The organism is Phytohabitans rumicis (assembly GCF_011764445.1).
GTDB classification, from domain to species: domain Bacteria; phylum Actinomycetota; class Actinomycetes; order Mycobacteriales; family Micromonosporaceae; genus Phytohabitans; species Phytohabitans rumicis.
In genome coordinates, this window is sequence record NZ_BLPG01000001.1 from 879,268 (window position 1) to 894,216 (window position 14,949).

At 70.9% G+C, this 14,949-nt stretch carries 18 protein-coding genes; 8 read left to right on the forward strand and 10 right to left on the reverse strand.

Annotated features, from left to right (window positions below):
• Positions 1-5 precede the first annotated feature (5 nt).
• Both Prum_RS03740 and Prum_RS03745 read left to right on the forward strand, forming a co-directional pair.
• Positions 6-710: an NADPH-dependent F420 reductase gene (locus tag Prum_RS03740; RefSeq protein WP_173073979.1), complete on the forward strand. Its 705-nt coding sequence runs from the start codon at positions 6-8 to the stop codon at positions 708-710.
• A gap of 13 nt (positions 711-723) precedes the next feature.
• A complete protein-coding gene (locus tag Prum_RS03745) occupies positions 724-1,119 on the forward strand; it encodes a RidA family protein (protein WP_173073981.1) in 396 nt (131 codons plus the stop codon).
• A 121-nt stretch (positions 1,120-1,240) separates the two neighbouring features.
• On the opposite strand, the gene Prum_RS03750 is transcribed toward Prum_RS03745, so the two are convergent.
• Both Prum_RS03750 and Prum_RS03755 read right to left on the reverse strand, forming a co-directional pair.
• Positions 1,241-1,606 (reverse strand): tetratricopeptide repeat protein, encoded by a 366-nt coding sequence (locus Prum_RS03750; RefSeq protein ID WP_173073983.1) that lies wholly within the window; start codon positions 1,604-1,606, stop codon positions 1,241-1,243.
• Between the two features lie 15 nt (positions 1,607-1,621).
• Entirely contained in the window at positions 1,622-2,611 is a 990-nt protein-coding gene (locus Prum_RS03755; protein WP_173073985.1) for a pirin family protein, read from the reverse strand.
• 389 nt (positions 2,612-3,000) lie between these two features.
• On the opposite strand from Prum_RS03755, the gene Prum_RS03760 reads away from it, so the two are divergent.
• From Prum_RS03760 to Prum_RS03780, 5 genes are all read left to right on the forward strand, one after another.
• Positions 3,001-4,167 carry a glycosyltransferase gene (locus Prum_RS03760; RefSeq protein ID WP_173073987.1) on the forward strand — a complete coding sequence of 389 codons (1,167 nt, stop codon included), beginning with the start codon at positions 3,001-3,003 and terminating at the stop codon, positions 4,165-4,167.
• A complete protein-coding gene (locus tag Prum_RS03765; RefSeq protein ID WP_246277628.1) occupies positions 4,164-5,231 on the forward strand; it encodes an aromatic ring-hydroxylating oxygenase subunit alpha in 1,068 nt (355 codons plus the stop codon). Before Prum_RS03760 ends, Prum_RS03765 begins: the two co-directional genes overlap by 4 nt.
• 202 nt (positions 5,232-5,433) lie before the next feature.
• Complete coding sequence (locus Prum_RS03770; protein WP_173073989.1) at positions 5,434-5,946, forward strand: aromatic-ring-hydroxylating dioxygenase subunit beta; 513 nt, start codon at positions 5,434-5,436, stop codon at positions 5,944-5,946.
• Positions 5,947-5,969: 23 nt separating this feature from the next.
• A complete protein-coding gene (locus Prum_RS03775) occupies positions 5,970-6,344 on the forward strand; it encodes a carboxymuconolactone decarboxylase family protein (RefSeq protein WP_173073991.1) in 375 nt (124 codons plus the stop codon).
• Positions 6,334-6,870: a hypothetical protein gene (locus Prum_RS03780; protein WP_173073993.1), complete on the forward strand. Its 537-nt coding sequence runs from the start codon at positions 6,334-6,336 to the stop codon at positions 6,868-6,870. Before Prum_RS03775 ends, Prum_RS03780 begins: the two co-directional genes overlap by 11 nt.
• Here Prum_RS03780 and Prum_RS03785 read toward each other — a convergent pair.
• On the reverse strand, positions 6,813-7,469 hold the full coding sequence (locus Prum_RS03785; RefSeq protein WP_173073995.1) for a flavodoxin family protein: 657 nt from the start codon (positions 7,467-7,469) through the stop codon (positions 6,813-6,815). The two genes, Prum_RS03780 and Prum_RS03785, sit on opposite strands and share 58 nt — an antisense overlap.
• 65 nt (positions 7,470-7,534) lie before the next feature.
• Positions 7,535-8,500: a helix-turn-helix transcriptional regulator gene (locus Prum_RS03790; protein ID WP_173073997.1), complete on the reverse strand. Its 966-nt coding sequence runs from the start codon at positions 8,498-8,500 to the stop codon at positions 7,535-7,537.
• A gap of 62 nt (positions 8,501-8,562) precedes the next feature.
• On the opposite strand from Prum_RS03790, the gene Prum_RS03795 reads away from it, so the two are divergent.
• Positions 8,563-9,687, forward strand: coding sequence for an epoxide hydrolase family protein (locus Prum_RS03795; RefSeq protein ID WP_173073999.1), 1,125 nt, complete (start codon positions 8,563-8,565; stop codon positions 9,685-9,687).
• A gap of 60 nt (positions 9,688-9,747) precedes the next feature.
• On the opposite strand, the gene Prum_RS03800 is transcribed toward Prum_RS03795, so the two are convergent.
• The 6 genes from Prum_RS03800 to Prum_RS03825 form a co-directional block, all read right to left on the reverse strand.
• Positions 9,748-9,957: an aroma-sacti cluster domain-containing protein gene (locus Prum_RS03800; protein WP_173074001.1), complete on the reverse strand. Its 210-nt coding sequence runs from the start codon at positions 9,955-9,957 to the stop codon at positions 9,748-9,750.
• A gap of 5 nt (positions 9,958-9,962) precedes the next feature.
• Positions 9,963-11,246 carry an MFS transporter gene (locus Prum_RS03805; protein ID WP_173074003.1) on the reverse strand — a complete coding sequence of 428 codons (1,284 nt, stop codon included), beginning with the start codon at positions 11,244-11,246 and terminating at the stop codon, positions 9,963-9,965.
• Positions 11,243-11,959, reverse strand: a complete 717-nt coding sequence (locus tag Prum_RS03810; protein ID WP_173074005.1) for an iron-containing redox enzyme family protein — start codon at positions 11,957-11,959, stop codon at positions 11,243-11,245. The genes Prum_RS03805 and Prum_RS03810 overlap by 4 nt, the downstream gene beginning before the upstream one ends.
• Positions 11,960-12,107: 148 nt before the next feature.
• On the reverse strand, positions 12,108-12,941 hold the full coding sequence (locus Prum_RS03815) for a hypothetical protein (RefSeq protein ID WP_173074007.1): 834 nt from the start codon (positions 12,939-12,941) through the stop codon (positions 12,108-12,110).
• Complete coding sequence (locus Prum_RS03820) at positions 12,938-14,026, reverse strand: radical SAM protein (RefSeq protein ID WP_173074009.1); 1,089 nt, start codon at positions 14,024-14,026, stop codon at positions 12,938-12,940. Before Prum_RS03820 ends, Prum_RS03815 begins: the two co-directional genes overlap by 4 nt.
• Positions 14,013-14,861: a S8 family serine peptidase gene (locus Prum_RS03825; protein ID WP_173074011.1), complete on the reverse strand. Its 849-nt coding sequence runs from the start codon at positions 14,859-14,861 to the stop codon at positions 14,013-14,015. Before Prum_RS03825 ends, Prum_RS03820 begins: the two co-directional genes overlap by 14 nt.
• Positions 14,862-14,949: the final 88 nt, after the last annotated feature.

Consider the following 14,949-nt stretch of genomic DNA (forward strand, 5'->3'; position numbering starts at 1 on the left):
AGAACATGAACGGCAGCATCGGCATCCTCGGTGCCGGCAAGATGGGTACGGTGCTGGCCAGGCTCGCGCTGGCCGCTGGATACCGGGTACTGCTCGCCGGCTCCGGCGACCCCGCGCGGATCGCCCTCACCGTCGAAGTGCTCACCCCGGGAGCGGTGGCCACGACGGCCGCGGAGGCGGCCCGTGCCGACATCGTCATCCTCGCCCTGCCCCTCGGCAAGCACCGCAGCATCCCCGCGGAGGCGTTGCACGACAAGCTCGTCATCGACGCCATGAACTACTGGTGGGAGATCGACGGCATCCGCGACGACCTCACCGACCCCCGCACCTCCTCGAGCGAGACCGTCCAGGCGTTTCTGCACGGCTCCCGCGTCGTCAAGGCGTTCAACCACGTGGGCTACCACGACATCGAGGACAAGGCCCGCGCCGCCGGACAGCCGGGACGCACCGCCGTCGCGATCGCGGGTGACTCCGCCGCCGACCTCGCCACCATAGCCGCGTTCGTCGACAAACTCGGCTTCGATCCCGTCGTCGCCGGCCCGCTCGCCGAAGGCATCCGCATGGAACCCGGCACCGAACTGTTCGGCGCCGACGTGGACGCCGACGAGGTCCGCGCCAGACTCGACCGCTTCCCCGACACCGAACGCGGACAAGCCATCGCCCGCGCCCGCGCCCGCGCCACCACTGCGACACTCGTCACGTATCCATGAGGGGGCCGCGCCAATGGCACTTGAGATCGTCCAACCCGAGGGCTTGGACAAACCGGAGACCTACAGCCACGTGATCGCCGCGACCGGCAGCCGGCTGGTGTTCATCGCCGGGCAGATGTCCGACGACCCTGATGGCAACCTGGTCGCTCCCGGCGACCTGGCGGCCCAGGCCCGGCAAGTATTCGCCAATCTCGGCCGGGCCCTCACCGCCGCCGGAGCCCGACCGGACCAGGTCGCCAAGATTACGATCTACGTCGTCGATCACCGCCGCGAGTACCTGCCCATCATCGAAGCGGCCAGGATCGCCGTGTTCGGCGATCACAAGCCGACCGACACGCTGCTGGGAGTGCAGACGCTGGCGGCGCCGGGCTACTTGATCGAGGTCGACGCAATCGCCGTCGTCGACTGACGGCGATCTAGACGAGAAAAGGTCAGCTCCGAACCCTAACTCGTCTAGATCCAAAATTCAGAGCTACCGCGACGTCCGTCGCGGTACAGACCGCTGCTCCCGCGGCCTCACCCTCCGCGCGTCACGAGTTGGGCGTCACCGAGGTGACCGCGCGCTCCACCGCTGTGCGGTACTCGGTTATCTGTGCCATGGCGTCGGCGAGCCGCAGGTGCGGCAATGCCTCGGCGGTGCGGCTTTGCCGTTCGAGGGTGCGGCCAAGGATATGGTGCGCGTAATGGTCGCTGGGGTCGCGCGCCACCAGATCACGTAGGTGCGCCTCGGCCTTGGTGAGCTGGGCCGAGGCGAAGTACGCCAGCGCAAGGCGCAGACGCACGTCGGAGTTTCCCGGCTCGGCCGCCATGACGGCCTCCAGGATCCGGGCCGCTTCGGCCGGCTTGCCCAGCTCCATGAGCAGCCGCGCCCGCCGGTACTCGTCCATCAGTTCCACAGGGCTGTCAACGCCTTACGAACGCGGGCGATTCCCGCGCGGCAGGATGGTGGCGTTCGGCAGCGCGGGCGCGGGAAGGCGGTCCCCCGGGTATCCCTCGACGGCGCCGAAGCGGTCGGTGGCGGCCTCCCAGTCCGCTCGGGCCTGGACGATGTCCGCATGGGTGCGGCCGATGAAGTTCCACCACATGACGATCTCCTCCTCCAACGGAGCGCCGCCAAGCAGGATCGTCCGCGCCGGCCCGTCCGACGGGTTCGCCAGCGACAACGCGCTGAGGCCGGCAGGGACATAGCCGAGTTCCGCCGGGCGCAGCAGGGTGCCGGCCACGCGCACGTGCCCGATGTCCACGAGCAGGCCGTGCTCGAACGTGCTGTCCACGGCGAGTGTGACCGCCGCACCGGGTTCGAGCGTGATCTCGGCGCCGAGCAGGCGGGTGAACGTCCGAACCGGCGAGACGTCGCCAGCCAGCGCGCCCAGGAACACCCTGATCTCGGCCCCGTCGATCCGCACGGGTTCGGGTACATGGTGCTGGAAGTCCCGGCCGGCGTCGCGGTGCTCTGCGGGCAGCGCGACCCATAGCTGGACGCCGTGCAGGACTTCGGTACGCGGTGTGGAGACCTCCGAGTGGGCGATGCCGTACCCGCCCGTCATCAGGTTCAGCTCACCGGGCCGGATGAAGGCGTGACTGCCCAGACTGTCGCGGTGTTCGACCTCCCCGCTGAACAGCCAGCTCACCGTCTGCAGGCCGGTGTGCGGGTGCGGTGGGACCTCCATGCCACCCGTGCGAGAGACGTCGTCGGGGCCGTAGTGGTCGGCGAAGCACCACGCTCCGATCAGCGTGCGGGCCCGCTGCGGCAACGTCCGCCGCACCGACATCGCCCGCGGCCCGCCCAGCGGTACCTCGCGCGGGGAGAGCACCTCGACCCGTGGCGCCTCGGGCGACTGCGGGTCGCCGACCAACTCCCCGCACCGCATCTCGACCGGCTCGGTTTCCACGTTGCTCACGAACGCACCTCCACCATCCAGTTAACCCCATTCGAAATGGCCACGCGGGTATACCCGGGCACGACCCGCCAGGCCGTCGACGCGCTCGACCTGGACATCGCAGGTCTTCCTCATGGACGAACCACTGTCCAACCTGGACGTTAAACTCCGCGTGCGGACCCGCATGCAGCCTTTGCGGACTAATGCTCGGAGAAGTCCCCGTTAGGCCAGATCATCTCTGGTGAGCTGACAGTTGCGAGGCGTTGACATCGATAGCACATCCCGGCAGGCTTTGCGCAACGGCGTCGATCGATGTGTCCCCCAGCGATCGTGGGAATGCCTGCTGTGGTGCATCCAGAGCCAGATCTTGAGTCGGCCTGGTCGTCTTCTTTCGATGGATCGGAGATCTGATGCGCGTCGCCCTCCTCACCACGACTCAGCATGGTCACCTGAACCCGTATATTCCGGTGGTCAATGCGCTCCGAACTGCCGGCAGTGAGGTTGCGCTGCTGCTGTTGTCTGCGGACGGTGGCGTGCTCGACGAGCAGCGTCGCCATGCCTTGGGCAAGGCGCAGGTCCACGCGATCGGGCAGGTCGAGATGGCGCCGTGGAGCGGCGACCCGGCGAAGATCGGCCCGATGCTCCAGTCGTCGCCGGTGGCGGACCAGACAGCTGACGCGCTCCGTGCGACGGCGCCGGATTTCGTGCTCGTCGATTCGCTGCCGGTCACGGCGTCGGCCATGGTCGGCGCACAGGCGTCCGGAGTGCCGTACGGGATGATCTGGGCCAACCTGGGCGGAGTGTGCCCGAGCGAGCATCGCCGAGGTCGCTGGCCGTACGACGAGCAGGTCGGCGACTATCTGACCAGGCACGGGGTGTTGTGGTCGACCCGGACTCATTCGGCGCGTTCGCCGATTCTCAATATGATGCCGACGATTCCCGCTCTCGTCGGGGACGACGCGGTCACCGACGACGGTGTGCAACTGGTCGGGTTGCCGGGTGCGGCGGGGACCCGCGGCGACGAGGTCGCCTTCTCGGGCCTGGATCGGATCGACCCCGACCGCCCGGTGGTGTACGTCTCCTTCGGCACGATCTTCTACCGGCGGCCGGACCTGCTGCGCACGGTGATCACCGGGGCGGCGGCGACCGGTGCGCAGGTGATCGCCGCGGTGGGAGATCTCGCCGAGGAGCTCGCGCTGCCCGACGAAGTGCTCACCGCCCCGTATCTGCCGCAACGTGAGGTGCTCGAACGCGCCGACGTGTTCATCACCCATGGCGGGTACAACTCCGTGGCGGAGTCGATCCGGGCGGCGACACCGATGCTGGTGATCCCGCTGGCCGTGGATCAGCCTGTCCAGGCGTACTTCGTGGGCAGCGCGGGCTTCGGGACGGCGTTGGAGCCGGCCGGCGTCACCGAGCAGGCGGTCGCCGACGCCGTCGCCGATCTGCTCGATCCCGCCCAGGACTACCGGGCCCGGCTGCGCGCCGCGCAGTCGGAGTGCGGCGATTCTGCCGTGCGCACGGCCGAGCTGGTCATCAGCACCGTCGAGACGCTACAGCGAAAGGGGGAGCAGTGACGATCGAACTGCAGCGGCCGGTGGGCGCCCCGATCGTGATCGATGATCTTGAACGCCTCTCGTTCCGGGTGGATCGCCGCGCCTACACCGACGACGACCTGGCCGCACGGGAGATGACCAGGATCTTCGATCGCTGCTGGTTGTACGTCGGGCACGAATCGGAGGTGCCCGGGCCGGGCTCCTACGTGGCACGCGACGTCGGCGGGCGCCCGGTGTTCATGGCGCGCGGGTCCGACGGGGTGATCCGGGTGTTTGCGAACAGCTGCACTCACCGCGGGGCTCTGATCTGCTCGCAGCCGGCCGGGCAGGCCAGATCGTTCCGGTGCCCGTATCACGACTGGACGTTCTCCAACCAGGGCGACCTGGTCGGGGTCCCGATCCCGGACGGGTACGGGCCAGGCTTTCGGAAGGCGGACTTCGGCCTGGCACAGCACCGTAGCGACAGCTACCGCGGTTTCGTGTTCGTCACCTTCGATCCGGAGCAGCCGCGCACCCTGACCGAGTACCTGGCGGGTGCGACGGAGTACCTCGATCTGATCGACGACCAGTCCGAGGTCGGGATGGAGGTGATCCAAGGTGCGCAACTGCACGGGGCTCGGGCCAACTGGAAGCTCATGATGGAGAACAGCGTCGACATCTACCACTTCCGGGCCCTGCACAAGCGTTACGTCAGCTACATGGAGTCGCTGGGGTCGGTGCCACCACGACGACGGGGCGGCTTCGGCTGCGCCCTCGGACTGGGGCATGGAGCCAACGAGCTGCCACCGGCGGCAGCCCGCCCGCTCGCCTACTGGACGCCGATGTTCGGCGCCGAGGTCCGGCCGCGGATCGAGGCGACGGCCGCACGGTTCGTCGACCGGTTCGGCGCCGAACGCGCCGAACGGATCACCGGCACCAATCGTGCGGTGCTGATCTTCCCCAACTTGATGATCATCGACGCGATCGCGATCACGATCCGCAAGATCGACCCGATCGGCGCCGGCCAGATGGCCATCACCTCGGTCGCCCTGGCCCCAGGGACGAGGATCCGGACATCCGGGAACTCCGCAAGAGTCACTACCTGACGTTCCTCGGCCCCGCCGGCTTCGCCACTCCCGACGACATCGAGATCGTCGAGTCGTGCCAGCGGGGTTATCTCAACCGCACGGTCCGCTACTCGGATCTGTCACGCGGTATGAACAAGGAGGTCCCGGAGACGACCGACGAGCTTCCCGCCCGCGAGTTCTGGCGACAGTGGGACCGGCTGATGCACGGGGCAGAACCACGATGACCACCGAACTGACGGTCGACGAAGCGGCCCAGGTGCGGTTGTGGCACCGGGTGAGCCAGTTCCTTTTCCGTGAGGCGCGGCTGCTCGACGAGTGGCGCCTGCTCGAGTGGTACGACGAGATGCTGACCGACGACATCCGCTACCGGGTGCCGGCCACCGACGTCCGCGGCGAGACGACCGACGCGCTCGGGCTCATCGACGACGATGCTGCCCGGTTACGCCAGCGGATCGAACAACTCCTCAACGGTGAGGTGTGGTGCGAGAACCCTCGGTCGCGGACGAATCGAATGATCAGCAACGTGGAGATCCTGACCGATCGGGGCACGCACCTGGACGTGGCGGCGAACGTCATCGTGTACCGGTTCGGGCACGGGCGCTCTGACGCCTACGTCGGAAAATGCCGGTTCGAGCTCGTCGTCGAGGACGAGTCGTTCCGGGTCCGGAGGCGGGTCGTGGTGCTCGACCACGAGACGTTGTACGAGCACGGAAAGCTCAGCATCATCCTGTGACCGGACAGTGAAGGAGTTGATCGATGAATCAGCCGGCTGCCCGACATGAGCGGGGCGAGGCCATGTTCCAGCAGGTCTTCGGCCGCGAACCGCGCCCGGGTTCCTACCCGGAGTTCCTGCAGATCACCGTCGACCACTTGTTCGGTGAGATCTGGACCCGCCCGCACCTGAGCGTCGAGGAGCGCGAACTGGTCGCGCTGACCGCGGTCACGCTGGCGCGGACCGATTGGGAGTTGCGCGGCCACATCGGTGCCGCCCTGCACCTCGGGATGTCGCGAGAGAAGATCGTCGAAGTCATCATTCAGCTCGCCTACTACGGTGGCTGGCCGGTCGCCAACAACGGGCTGCGCGTCGCCCAGGAGGTCTTCGCCGAGCTGGACGTGGACCATGACCAGTGAACCGTCTCCCCTCGACCCGGCCGAGAAGGTCGACCTGTGGCGCCAGCGGTTCTTCGAGGCCCAGGCGGCCGCCGAGGAGTTCCTCCTGGCAGAGCACGGCGAAGAAGGCATGGCCGCGTGGATCCAGGCGAACTCCCGCATCACCGCCAAGCTCCTGCGAGCGCAACGGCCCGCCGGGGTATCCGCCACCGATCACTTCATGACCCGGCTGCAGCGTCAGTTGCTGCTGTACGACTCGGCGGTGACCAGTGAGCCCCAGCCCTCGGGCACCGTCCTGCGCAACGCCGACTGTGGGATCCTCCGGTACCGCAAACGGGCCGAACGCGCCGGCGTCGTGCTGACGTTCTCGTCACCGTGCCCGTACTGCCAGGAACTCAACACCGCCATCGCCGCCCGCTACGTGGAACCGGACGTCACGGTGTCGTGCGAACAGGCGGGCGACGGGTGCACCTGGCGCGCGGAATCTGCTCACGCTCCCGGAGAGGACGCGGCCGGGTCACCGCACCGCGGACGAGCCGGTGATTGAACCAACGGCAGTGCCGTGCGGTTGTTGGCCGGCGACCGGCTGCCGTCGAGCGTCATGCCGAGTTGCCGGCCCACGGCCACACACAGGTCGAACGCCGCGGTGCGGGTCAGGTCCTGATGATCGTTCTGGGTGAAGCACGCCGACGCCACGTTCTTGTTCCGTAGGCGCAGATACCACGGGAACAACGATCCCAGTGCGGGCTCGGTCAGCATCGTGCGCGAATGCACGATCGTCCCCACCAGCAGGTTGCCGAACGGGCGTTGGCTGGCGTTCATGAAGCTCTTCAAGCGTTCCTGGAAGATCTTCAGCACCGCGGGTACGTTCCCCGCGTACACCGGCATGGCGAGCAGCATCGCCTGCGCACCCTCGGCCAGATCGACGACCTGCTCGAAGTCGTCGTCGAGCGTGCACCGGCCCACCTCGGGATCAAGGCAGGTGTCCTCGCCTTCGCACATCGCGATGCGATGGTCGATCAACCGAATCCGCTGGATCTCCGCGTCACCGACCTCCCGGACGACGCCGGTGATCGCCGCCTCGAGCAGCGCGTCGGTCAGCGACGGGAGACGCTTCTGCGTGCAGGACAACGCAACGATCTTCATCCGGAGGGCCTCCCATCGCACGGCCCATCGTGCCCTGCCTGACCGGTCGGGTCCAGTGACCGCTGTCATCCGGCACTCTCGCCGAGCGCGCGCTGGTATCGCCCGGCGAGCTTGCGCAGCGCTTCGGCCAGCTCCGGCGAGTCCACAATGGTGAAGTCGGCGTCCAGCAGCCCCAGGTAGAGGGCCAGCATCTCGGGATGGTCCGAGCCCGGCTCGAACGCGCACCGGTCCGGGCCCAGCGCCTGCACGTCGACGGGGATCGGCAGCCGGTCCCGCACGTACGCCGCGGACGCGTGCACGATCACCCGCGCCCGGTACCGCCAGGTGGCCTCGCCGACGCCGCGCGCCACCCGCGCGGCGATCTCCCGGTCGGGCGGCAGCGCGCGGGGCGGGAAGCGCGGCCCGGCCGGCGTCCGCGGCGCCATCCGGTCGACCCGGAACGTCCGCCAGTCGTCGCGGTCCAGGTCCCAGGCCACCAGGTACCAGCGCTGGCGGTCGTTCACCAGGCGGTACGGCTCGACCGAGCGCTCGCTTGCCGCCCCCTCGTGCGTCCGGTAGTCGAACCGGAGGCGCTCGTGGTCCCGGCAGGCACTGGCGATCAGGGTCAACACGTCCGGGTCCACCCGCGGCCCGCGCGCCGGCACCGGCAGCGCATACGAACCGAACGCGCCGACCCGGCGGCGCAGCCGCGACGGGAGCACCTGTTGCAGCTTGGCCAGCGCCCGCACCGACGTCTCCTCGATGCCCGCGATGGATCCGCTGGCGGCGGTCCGCAACCCGACCGCGACCGCCACCGCCTCGTCCTCGTCCAGCAGCAGCGGCGGCAGGGCGCCGTGCGTGCCGAGCCGGTATCCGCCGGCCACGCCGGGCCGCGCGTCGACCGGGTAGCCCAGCTCGCGCAGCCGCTCGATGTCGTTGCGGATGGTGCGGCCGGTGACGCCGAGCCGCTCGGCGAGCTGGCTGCCGGTCCAGTCGCGCCGCGCCTGGAACAGCGACAGCAGCCGTAGCAAACGCGCGGAAGTCTCCAACATTCTTCGAGCCTCGGGGAAATCTAGGAACGGACCTTTCCTCTATTGTTCATAGCCTGCTCCCTATGACCGAGACAATCCAGCCCTTCCGCATCGAGATCCCGCAGGCCGACCTGGACTACCTGCACGACCGGCTGGCCCACGCCCGCTGGCCCGGCGAGCTGCCCGGCGCCGGGTGGACCCGCGGGATGCCGCTGGCCCAGCTGACCGAGCTGGCCGAGTACTGGCGCACCCAGTACGACTGGCGGGCGCAGGAGGCGAGCCTCAACCGGTACCCGCAGTTCATCACCGAGATCGACGGGCAGCCGATCCACTTCCTGCACGTCCGGTCCGACCGGCCCGGCGCCAAGCCGCTGCTGATCACGCACGGCTTCCCCAGCTCCGTCGCCGAGTTCCTGCGCCTCATCGAGCCGCTGGTCGATCCCGCCGAGGGCCAGGCGTTCCACGTCGTGGCGCCGTCCCTGCCCGGGTACGCCTTCTCCACCCCGCTGGCCGGGGCCGGCTGGACGATGGGGCGCACCGCGCGCGCCTGGGTCGAGCTGATGCGCCGCCTCGGCTACGACCGGTACGGCGTACACGGCGGCGACATCGGCGCCGGCGTCTCCGGCGTGGTGGGCGGCCTCGACGGCGCGCACGTGATCGGCGTGCACGTGGTGACCGATCCGCTGACCGCCGCGAACACCGCCACGTTCCTGCCCGGCATGGCCGACCGCCTCGACCCGAACGACCCGGTCGACAAGCTGATCCTCGACCGGATGGACGCCTTCCGCACCGACGGCTCCGGCTACCTGGCCATCCAGAACAGCCGGCCGCAGACCATCGGCTACGGCCTGGTCGACTCGCCGCTGCTGCAGCTGGCCTGGATCGCCGAGAAGGTACACGAGTGGACCGACCTGCCTGTCGACCGCGACCAACTGCTGACCAACGTCAGCCTGTACTGGTTCACCGGTTCCGGCGCCAGCGCCGCGCACACCCTGTACGAGCAGGCCCACTCGCACGACTGGGGCGCGCCGCCGACCGCACCGCAGGGGTTCGCGGTCTTCGGCGCCGACGAGACGGTCCGCAGGCTGATCCCCGTACCAGCGGGCACGCACTGGACCGAGTTCGACCGCGGCCTGCACTTCCCGGCGCTGGAGGCCCCCGCCCAACTGGCCGCCGACCTGCGCACCTTCTTCACGCCACTGAGCTGAGCCGGCCGAGTTGGTGGCCGCCCGCGAACAAACCGGGCGACCACCAACCCCGGTGGCGCGTCACCAGAAGATGACGCCGGTGTGGCCGGGCTTCGGGTCGGTCTCGCTGTGCGCCTCCGTGTCGCCGCCGGCGTTGTCGAACCGCCGCTTGATGCTCACCAGCGTGTCGACCTCGTCGGCGGACAGCGTCGACAGCACCGCGTGCTGGTCGGCGGACAGATCGGCCAGGTCGATGCCGGCGGCTGCGAACCGGTCGATGGACTGTGGCATGGGTTTCACCTCCTCCCGATGGTGTCGCTGGACGCGGTCGCCCGGTCGGGCGTCGCGGGCTCTGTGAGGTCGGGCGTCGCGGGGTCCGGACTCAGCCGGCGCTGCCCGGCGAGGGTCACCAGGCCGAGCCCGGCCAGGCCGGCGCCGGCCACGGCGAACAGCCAGCCCACCCGGGTGTGGGCGAGCACGGCCGCGCCCGCCGCCGGGGCGGCGATCTGGAGTACGGCCGGCACGAAGGCGATCGCGGTCCAGACCCGGCCGAGGAGGCGTTCCGGGGTGCTGCGCTGCACGACCGTGGGGAAACCGACCAGGACGCCCGCCCCGGCGGCACCGATGACCAACCCGGCGGCGAGGAGGGCGGCGCCGGGGACGGAACGGCCGGCGAGCGCGGCCGATCCGGCCAGGGCCACGGTGGCGCCGGTGACGAGCTGACCCGCGGCGATGACGGTGAAGGGCCGCACGGCCGCGCCCCAGCGGGCGAGCACGGCCGCGCCCGCTACGCCGCCCAGCCCGACGGTGGCCACCACGTACCCGAAATAGGCCGGTGCCAGCCCGAGGGCCGGCAGCGCCAGCGGAAGCATGGAGTCGAACAGGACGGCGAGGAACACGGTCGCGCCAAGCGCGACGACCGTCAGCCGCAGCGCGGCATCGCGGACGACGAACGACAGGCCCTCGCGCAGCTGGGCCAGGTACCCGCCGGTCGGTGGCGGTGCAGTGCGCGGCGGCAGCCGCAGCCCGGCCAGGATGGCCGCGCTGGCCAGGAACGAGACGGCGTTGGCCGCGATCAGCGTCGGCGGGGAGGCGACCGCGAGCAGGCCACCGCCGATCGCCGGGCCGGCCACCTTCAGCGCCTGCGTCATGGTCTGCAGCAACGCGTTCGCCGGGATCAGCCCGGCGGTGGGCACGCAGCGCTGCAGCGCCCGCTGCGCGGTCGGCGCGAACGCGACCGCGCCGACCGAGCGCAGCGCCAGCAGCGCGGCCAGTGGCAGCGGGCCGGGCGCGAACACCATCGCGAGGGTGAGCGCGGCGCGCCCCAGGTCGGCGCCGACCAGCACCGGGCGCACCGGCCAGCGGTCCACCAGCACGCCGATGAACGGCGCCGCGACGTGCGGCAGCGCCACCGCCACCGCGACGGCGGCCAGGCCGGACGGCCCCTGCTGCCACACGGCGACGACGAGCACGGCTACGGCCACGAAGTCGAGCCAGTCGCCCAGCGTCGAGGTCAGCGAGCTGAAAAACAGCACACGGTACGGACGCAGCCGCAACGGGCTCGGCGGGCGGGCGGTCATCGGCGCTCCCTCCCCGTCGACGAGGCGTGCCGCTCGCGGACCCCGGCCGCGATCTCCCGGACCGTCCCGGCGGTGTGCAGCGCGCTGACCCCGATGAGCGCCTCGTGCCGGGCGGTCAGCGGCAGCGCGTCCAGCAGCCGGTAGACGTCGGCGCGGTGCTTCTGGTCGAGTACGGCGTGCCGTTCCAGCGACCGGAACGCGGCCGGCGGCAGACCGGTGAGCCCGGCGAGGTGCCCGGCGGTGGCCGGCTGCGGCGGGTAGCCCTCCAGGACCGCGATGTGGCCCAGTAGTGCGATGGGGTGCACGTGGCGGATCCAGTAGTACTGGGCGCCGACGAGTGCGGCGACCGAGCCGCCGACCAGCAGGCCGGCGAGGTCGACCGGGTCGCCGCCCGCGGCCGCGTAGTCCTCCTCGACCCACCGATCGTGGCCGTACTCCTCGCGGATGTGCCGGGCGAGGTAGGCGGCGAACTCGTCGGCGACCGGGTCACCGGTGCGGGCCAGGCACGCCTCGGCGGCGGCCAGCATCAGCGGCACGGTGGCGCGGATGGTGCCGTGCATGACCCGCAGCCAGGCCAGGTAGGTCTCGGCGGGCGCCGGACCGTCCCACATACGGGTCATCTCGGCGAGCATCGCCGGGACGGTGAGTCGCAGCTTCGCGGTCAGCCGCGCACCCGCGGTGGCGGGCGCGGGTGTATTCGTCGTGAGCGTCATCAGGATTCCCTTCCGAACAGCGCCTCGACGGCGATGCCGGCCCGCGGGTCGGCGGCGACCAGGTCGTGCGCGCGCCAGCAGGGCTGGCAGATGCCCTCGTACCGGTCGTCGGCCAGCGCGCCGAGGCCGGGCAGTCTGGCCAGGTCGGTCAGGGGACGGTGGCCACCGCCCGGAGCAGCGGGGCGGCGCGCAGCGATCGGAGTGCCGCCACCAGTTCGTGCCGGTCGCGGACCTGCCGGCGCAGCGCGGCGGGCCCGGCGCCGAGCACCAGCGCCTCGTTGCAACAGCCGATGACCGTTCCGTCGTAGCGGATGGTCGGTGCCTTGGTCATCCGGCAGGGTGTGAAGTGGTCCAGCCGGTGCCGCGTGGTGATCTGGAAGACGGACCGGCCGCGCCCCAGCGCCAGGTTCGGCACCCGGTTCAGGTCCGCGTGGCGCGTCCAGTCCGGTCCAAAGAGGTCTGTCAGAACCTCGCCGGCGTACCCGGCGACGTCGGGCTGGTCGAGGATCTGCACGACGAGGCGGCAGCCGGCCGCGGCGATGAACCCGGCCGCCCGGCGGAACCGCTCCATGCTCACGGTGCCCTGGTGGAAGCTGTCGGTGCTGAGGAAGACCGTGCCGGTCATCCGGAGCACCTCCGCGATCCACGGTTGGCAGCGCGCGCCGGTCGCCCAGAACCCACTGGTGAACACGACCGTGGCCTTGCCGGCGTCGCGGACCTGGCGCACCGCGAGGGGCAGCGCTCGCCGTTCCACGAACGGTTCACCGCCGGAGATGGCGACCGCCTCGATCTCGGCGACCGAGCAGATGCCGGCGACGATCTCGGCGAACAGCGGGAAGTCGGCGACGGTCGGGCTGTCCGGGCGGGAGTCGACGGAGCAGTGTGCGCAGCCGACCGGGCAGCGGTCGGTGATGAACAGCAGGACCGTCTTGCCGTACGTCCCGCGCAGCCGTTCGGCCTCCGCGAAGGTCAGCCGTCTCATGATCGGTCCAGCCCGAGGGTGACCAGTTCGCTGTGCGGTGCCGAGCCGTAGCGGCCGCTGAACGCCTTGGCGGGGCTCGCCTCGGCCATCCGCTGGACGGCGGCCTCCAGCGCGCTCCCGGTGGCCGAGGTCAGGTACCGGTCCAACGCGGCGTCGAGTCCGGCGTCGGTGCCGAGCGTGACGCATGTGCCGCAGTAGCCGCCGGAGGCGCCGTCCGCCGGCGAGGTCTGGAACCGGGCCCGCAGCTCGATGGGGCCGAGCAGGCGCAGTCCGCGTAGCAGGTGCCGCCGCAGCGAACGCTCCCGTAGGACCGGCCACGGATCCCGGGCGGCGTCGCCGAGCACCAGGTGGGCGGGGCGGGTCCGGGCCACCAACTCCTGGTTGCAGCAGGCGAGAACGGTGCCGTCGTAGTGCACCAGCGGCCAGGACGTGAGCAGGCACGGCTGCGGCCCACCCGGGGCGTGGGACGCGGGCGTGGTGGGGGTGCCCGGGTCGTGGCGCTTGGCCCGCCCCACGGCATTGACCACGCCGACGAGCATCGGCACCTCGTCGGCGAACTCGCGCCGCGCCGAGGCGATCAGGTCGGCCAGGTACGGGTCGTCCGGGTCGCGGCCGGTCAGCTGCAGGCTGATCGCCGGCACGATCTGGCGGATCTCGTGCAGCGCCCGGAACACGTCCGCGCGGCTGACCTCCCGTTCGTGGAACTCGTCGAGGCTGGCGGTGAAGTGGTCGACCGCGGCGATCGCCCGGCGCAGCGCGGCCGGCAGCTTGCCGCCGCCGCGGGCGAAGTACATTCCGGAGACCACGCCCGAGCGGGTGCCCGCCGCCCGGGCGGTTTCGGCGAGGTCGCGGACGAGCCCGGCGCGCAGCAGCGGCTCGCCGCCGGACATGTAGAGCACGTGCGGCCGGCACTGCGCGGTGAAGGACGCGACGATCCGCCGGAACGGCTCCTCGGCGTACTGCTCGCTGGTCATCAGCGACTCCGTGCTGCAATGCGCGCACGACAGCGGGCAGCGGCGGGTCAGCGCGAGGAACAGCCCGGCGGTCGGGACCAGCCGGAGACGGACTATCTCAGCAAGGTGCACTGTGGACACCTCCGTTGTGGGGAAGAGCCAGGTTGTCGGCGATGGCGGCCAGCACGGTTCGGACGTGCTGGGCGGAGAGCTTGGGGTGGGCGCCGAGGATCCGGGCGCACAGGCCGGTGACGTTCGCCGCGGCGAAACTGTTGCCGTACAACGGCTGCGTCCCGGTGCTCGGGGCGGTGCCGTAGGCGAAGAAGTCGACGGGCGGTTCGGGGTTCACTTCCAGGTGCTCGCGGTCGGCGACCCCGTGCGAGCCGACCGAGATGACCGACGGGAACCGCCACGGGACGCTGGACACGGCCCGGTTGTGCGCGGCCGCGACGACCGTCGTGCCGCCGCCGACGTACGCCCGGTCGCACAGGTGCCGCAGCGCCTCGTGCAGATCCGGGCGCCGGGTGGACATGCTGACGTTCACGACGGCGAAGCCCTGGCTCAGCGCCCACTCCAGGGCGGTAACCAGATCCTCGCCGGCGCAGCGCAGGCCCGGGCCGAGGACGCGTACGCTGACCAGCCGGCACGCCGGCGCCAGCGACCGGACGATCCGGGCGCAGGCGGTGCCGTGGTCGGTGGCCCGGCTCGGGTCGGCCGCCGCCGTTGCGGCAGGGTCGGCGACGATCCGCCGCCCGTCCGGCCCGTCGGCTATCCGGTACGCCGCGACCGGCTCGCCGCCCGGGAACAGGTCGCCGTGTACGCCGCCGTCGAGCAGGCAGACGCCCGCCCCGGCACCGGAGCCGTCGCCGAACGCCCACGCGCGGGTGAGTCCGGGCGGCCGGGCCACCCGGGCGGCCGGCATCGGGAGCCCGCGCGAGGAGTGCGCGGCCGACAGTCGCACGATCATCACCCCTTCCGCGACTACTGCTGTGCGGAAGGATCGACGCGGACCGTCAGCCCGCCGTCATCACCACGTCATGGCGGCGACATATTGC

Bases quoted from the DNA above. Each gene is read 5' to 3' on its own strand.
- Prum_RS03740 (WP_173073979.1), top strand. From the start codon at position 6: ATGAACGGCAGCATCGGCATCCTCGGTGCCGGCAAGATGGGTACGGTG.
- Prum_RS03745 (WP_173073981.1), top strand. From the start codon at position 724: ATGGCACTTGAGATCGTCCAACCCGAGGGCTTGGACAAACCGGAGACC.
- Prum_RS03760 (WP_173073987.1), top strand. From the start codon at position 3,001: ATGCGCGTCGCCCTCCTCACCACGACTCAGCATGGTCACCTGAACCCG.
- Prum_RS03770 (WP_173073989.1), top strand. From the start codon at position 5,434: ATGACCACCGAACTGACGGTCGACGAAGCGGCCCAGGTGCGGTTGTGG.
- Prum_RS03775 (WP_173073991.1), top strand. From the start codon at position 5,970: ATGAATCAGCCGGCTGCCCGACATGAGCGGGGCGAGGCCATGTTCCAG.
- Prum_RS03780 (WP_173073993.1), top strand. From the start codon at position 6,334: ATGACCAGTGAACCGTCTCCCCTCGACCCGGCCGAGAAGGTCGACCTG.
- Prum_RS03785 (WP_173073995.1), bottom strand. From the start codon at position 7,469: ATGAAGATCGTTGCGTTGTCCTGCACGCAGAAGCGTCTCCCGTCGCTG.
- Prum_RS03790 (WP_173073997.1), bottom strand. From the start codon at position 8,500: ATGTTGGAGACTTCCGCGCGTTTGCTACGGCTGCTGTCGCTGTTCCAG.
- Prum_RS03795 (WP_173073999.1), top strand. From the start codon at position 8,563: ATGACCGAGACAATCCAGCCCTTCCGCATCGAGATCCCGCAGGCCGAC.
- Prum_RS03800 (WP_173074001.1), bottom strand. From the start codon at position 9,957: ATGCCACAGTCCATCGACCGGTTCGCAGCCGCCGGCATCGACCTGGCC.
- Prum_RS03805 (WP_173074003.1), bottom strand. From the start codon at position 11,246: ATGACCGCCCGCCCGCCGAGCCCGTTGCGGCTGCGTCCGTACCGTGTG.
- Prum_RS03810 (WP_173074005.1), bottom strand. From the start codon at position 11,959: ATGACGCTCACGACGAATACACCCGCGCCCGCCACCGCGGGTGCGCGG.
- Prum_RS03815 (WP_173074007.1), bottom strand. From the start codon at position 12,941: ATGAGACGGCTGACCTTCGCGGAGGCCGAACGGCTGCGCGGGACGTAC.
- Prum_RS03825 (WP_173074011.1), bottom strand. From the start codon at position 14,861: ATGATCGTGCGACTGTCGGCCGCGCACTCCTCGCGCGGGCTCCCGATG.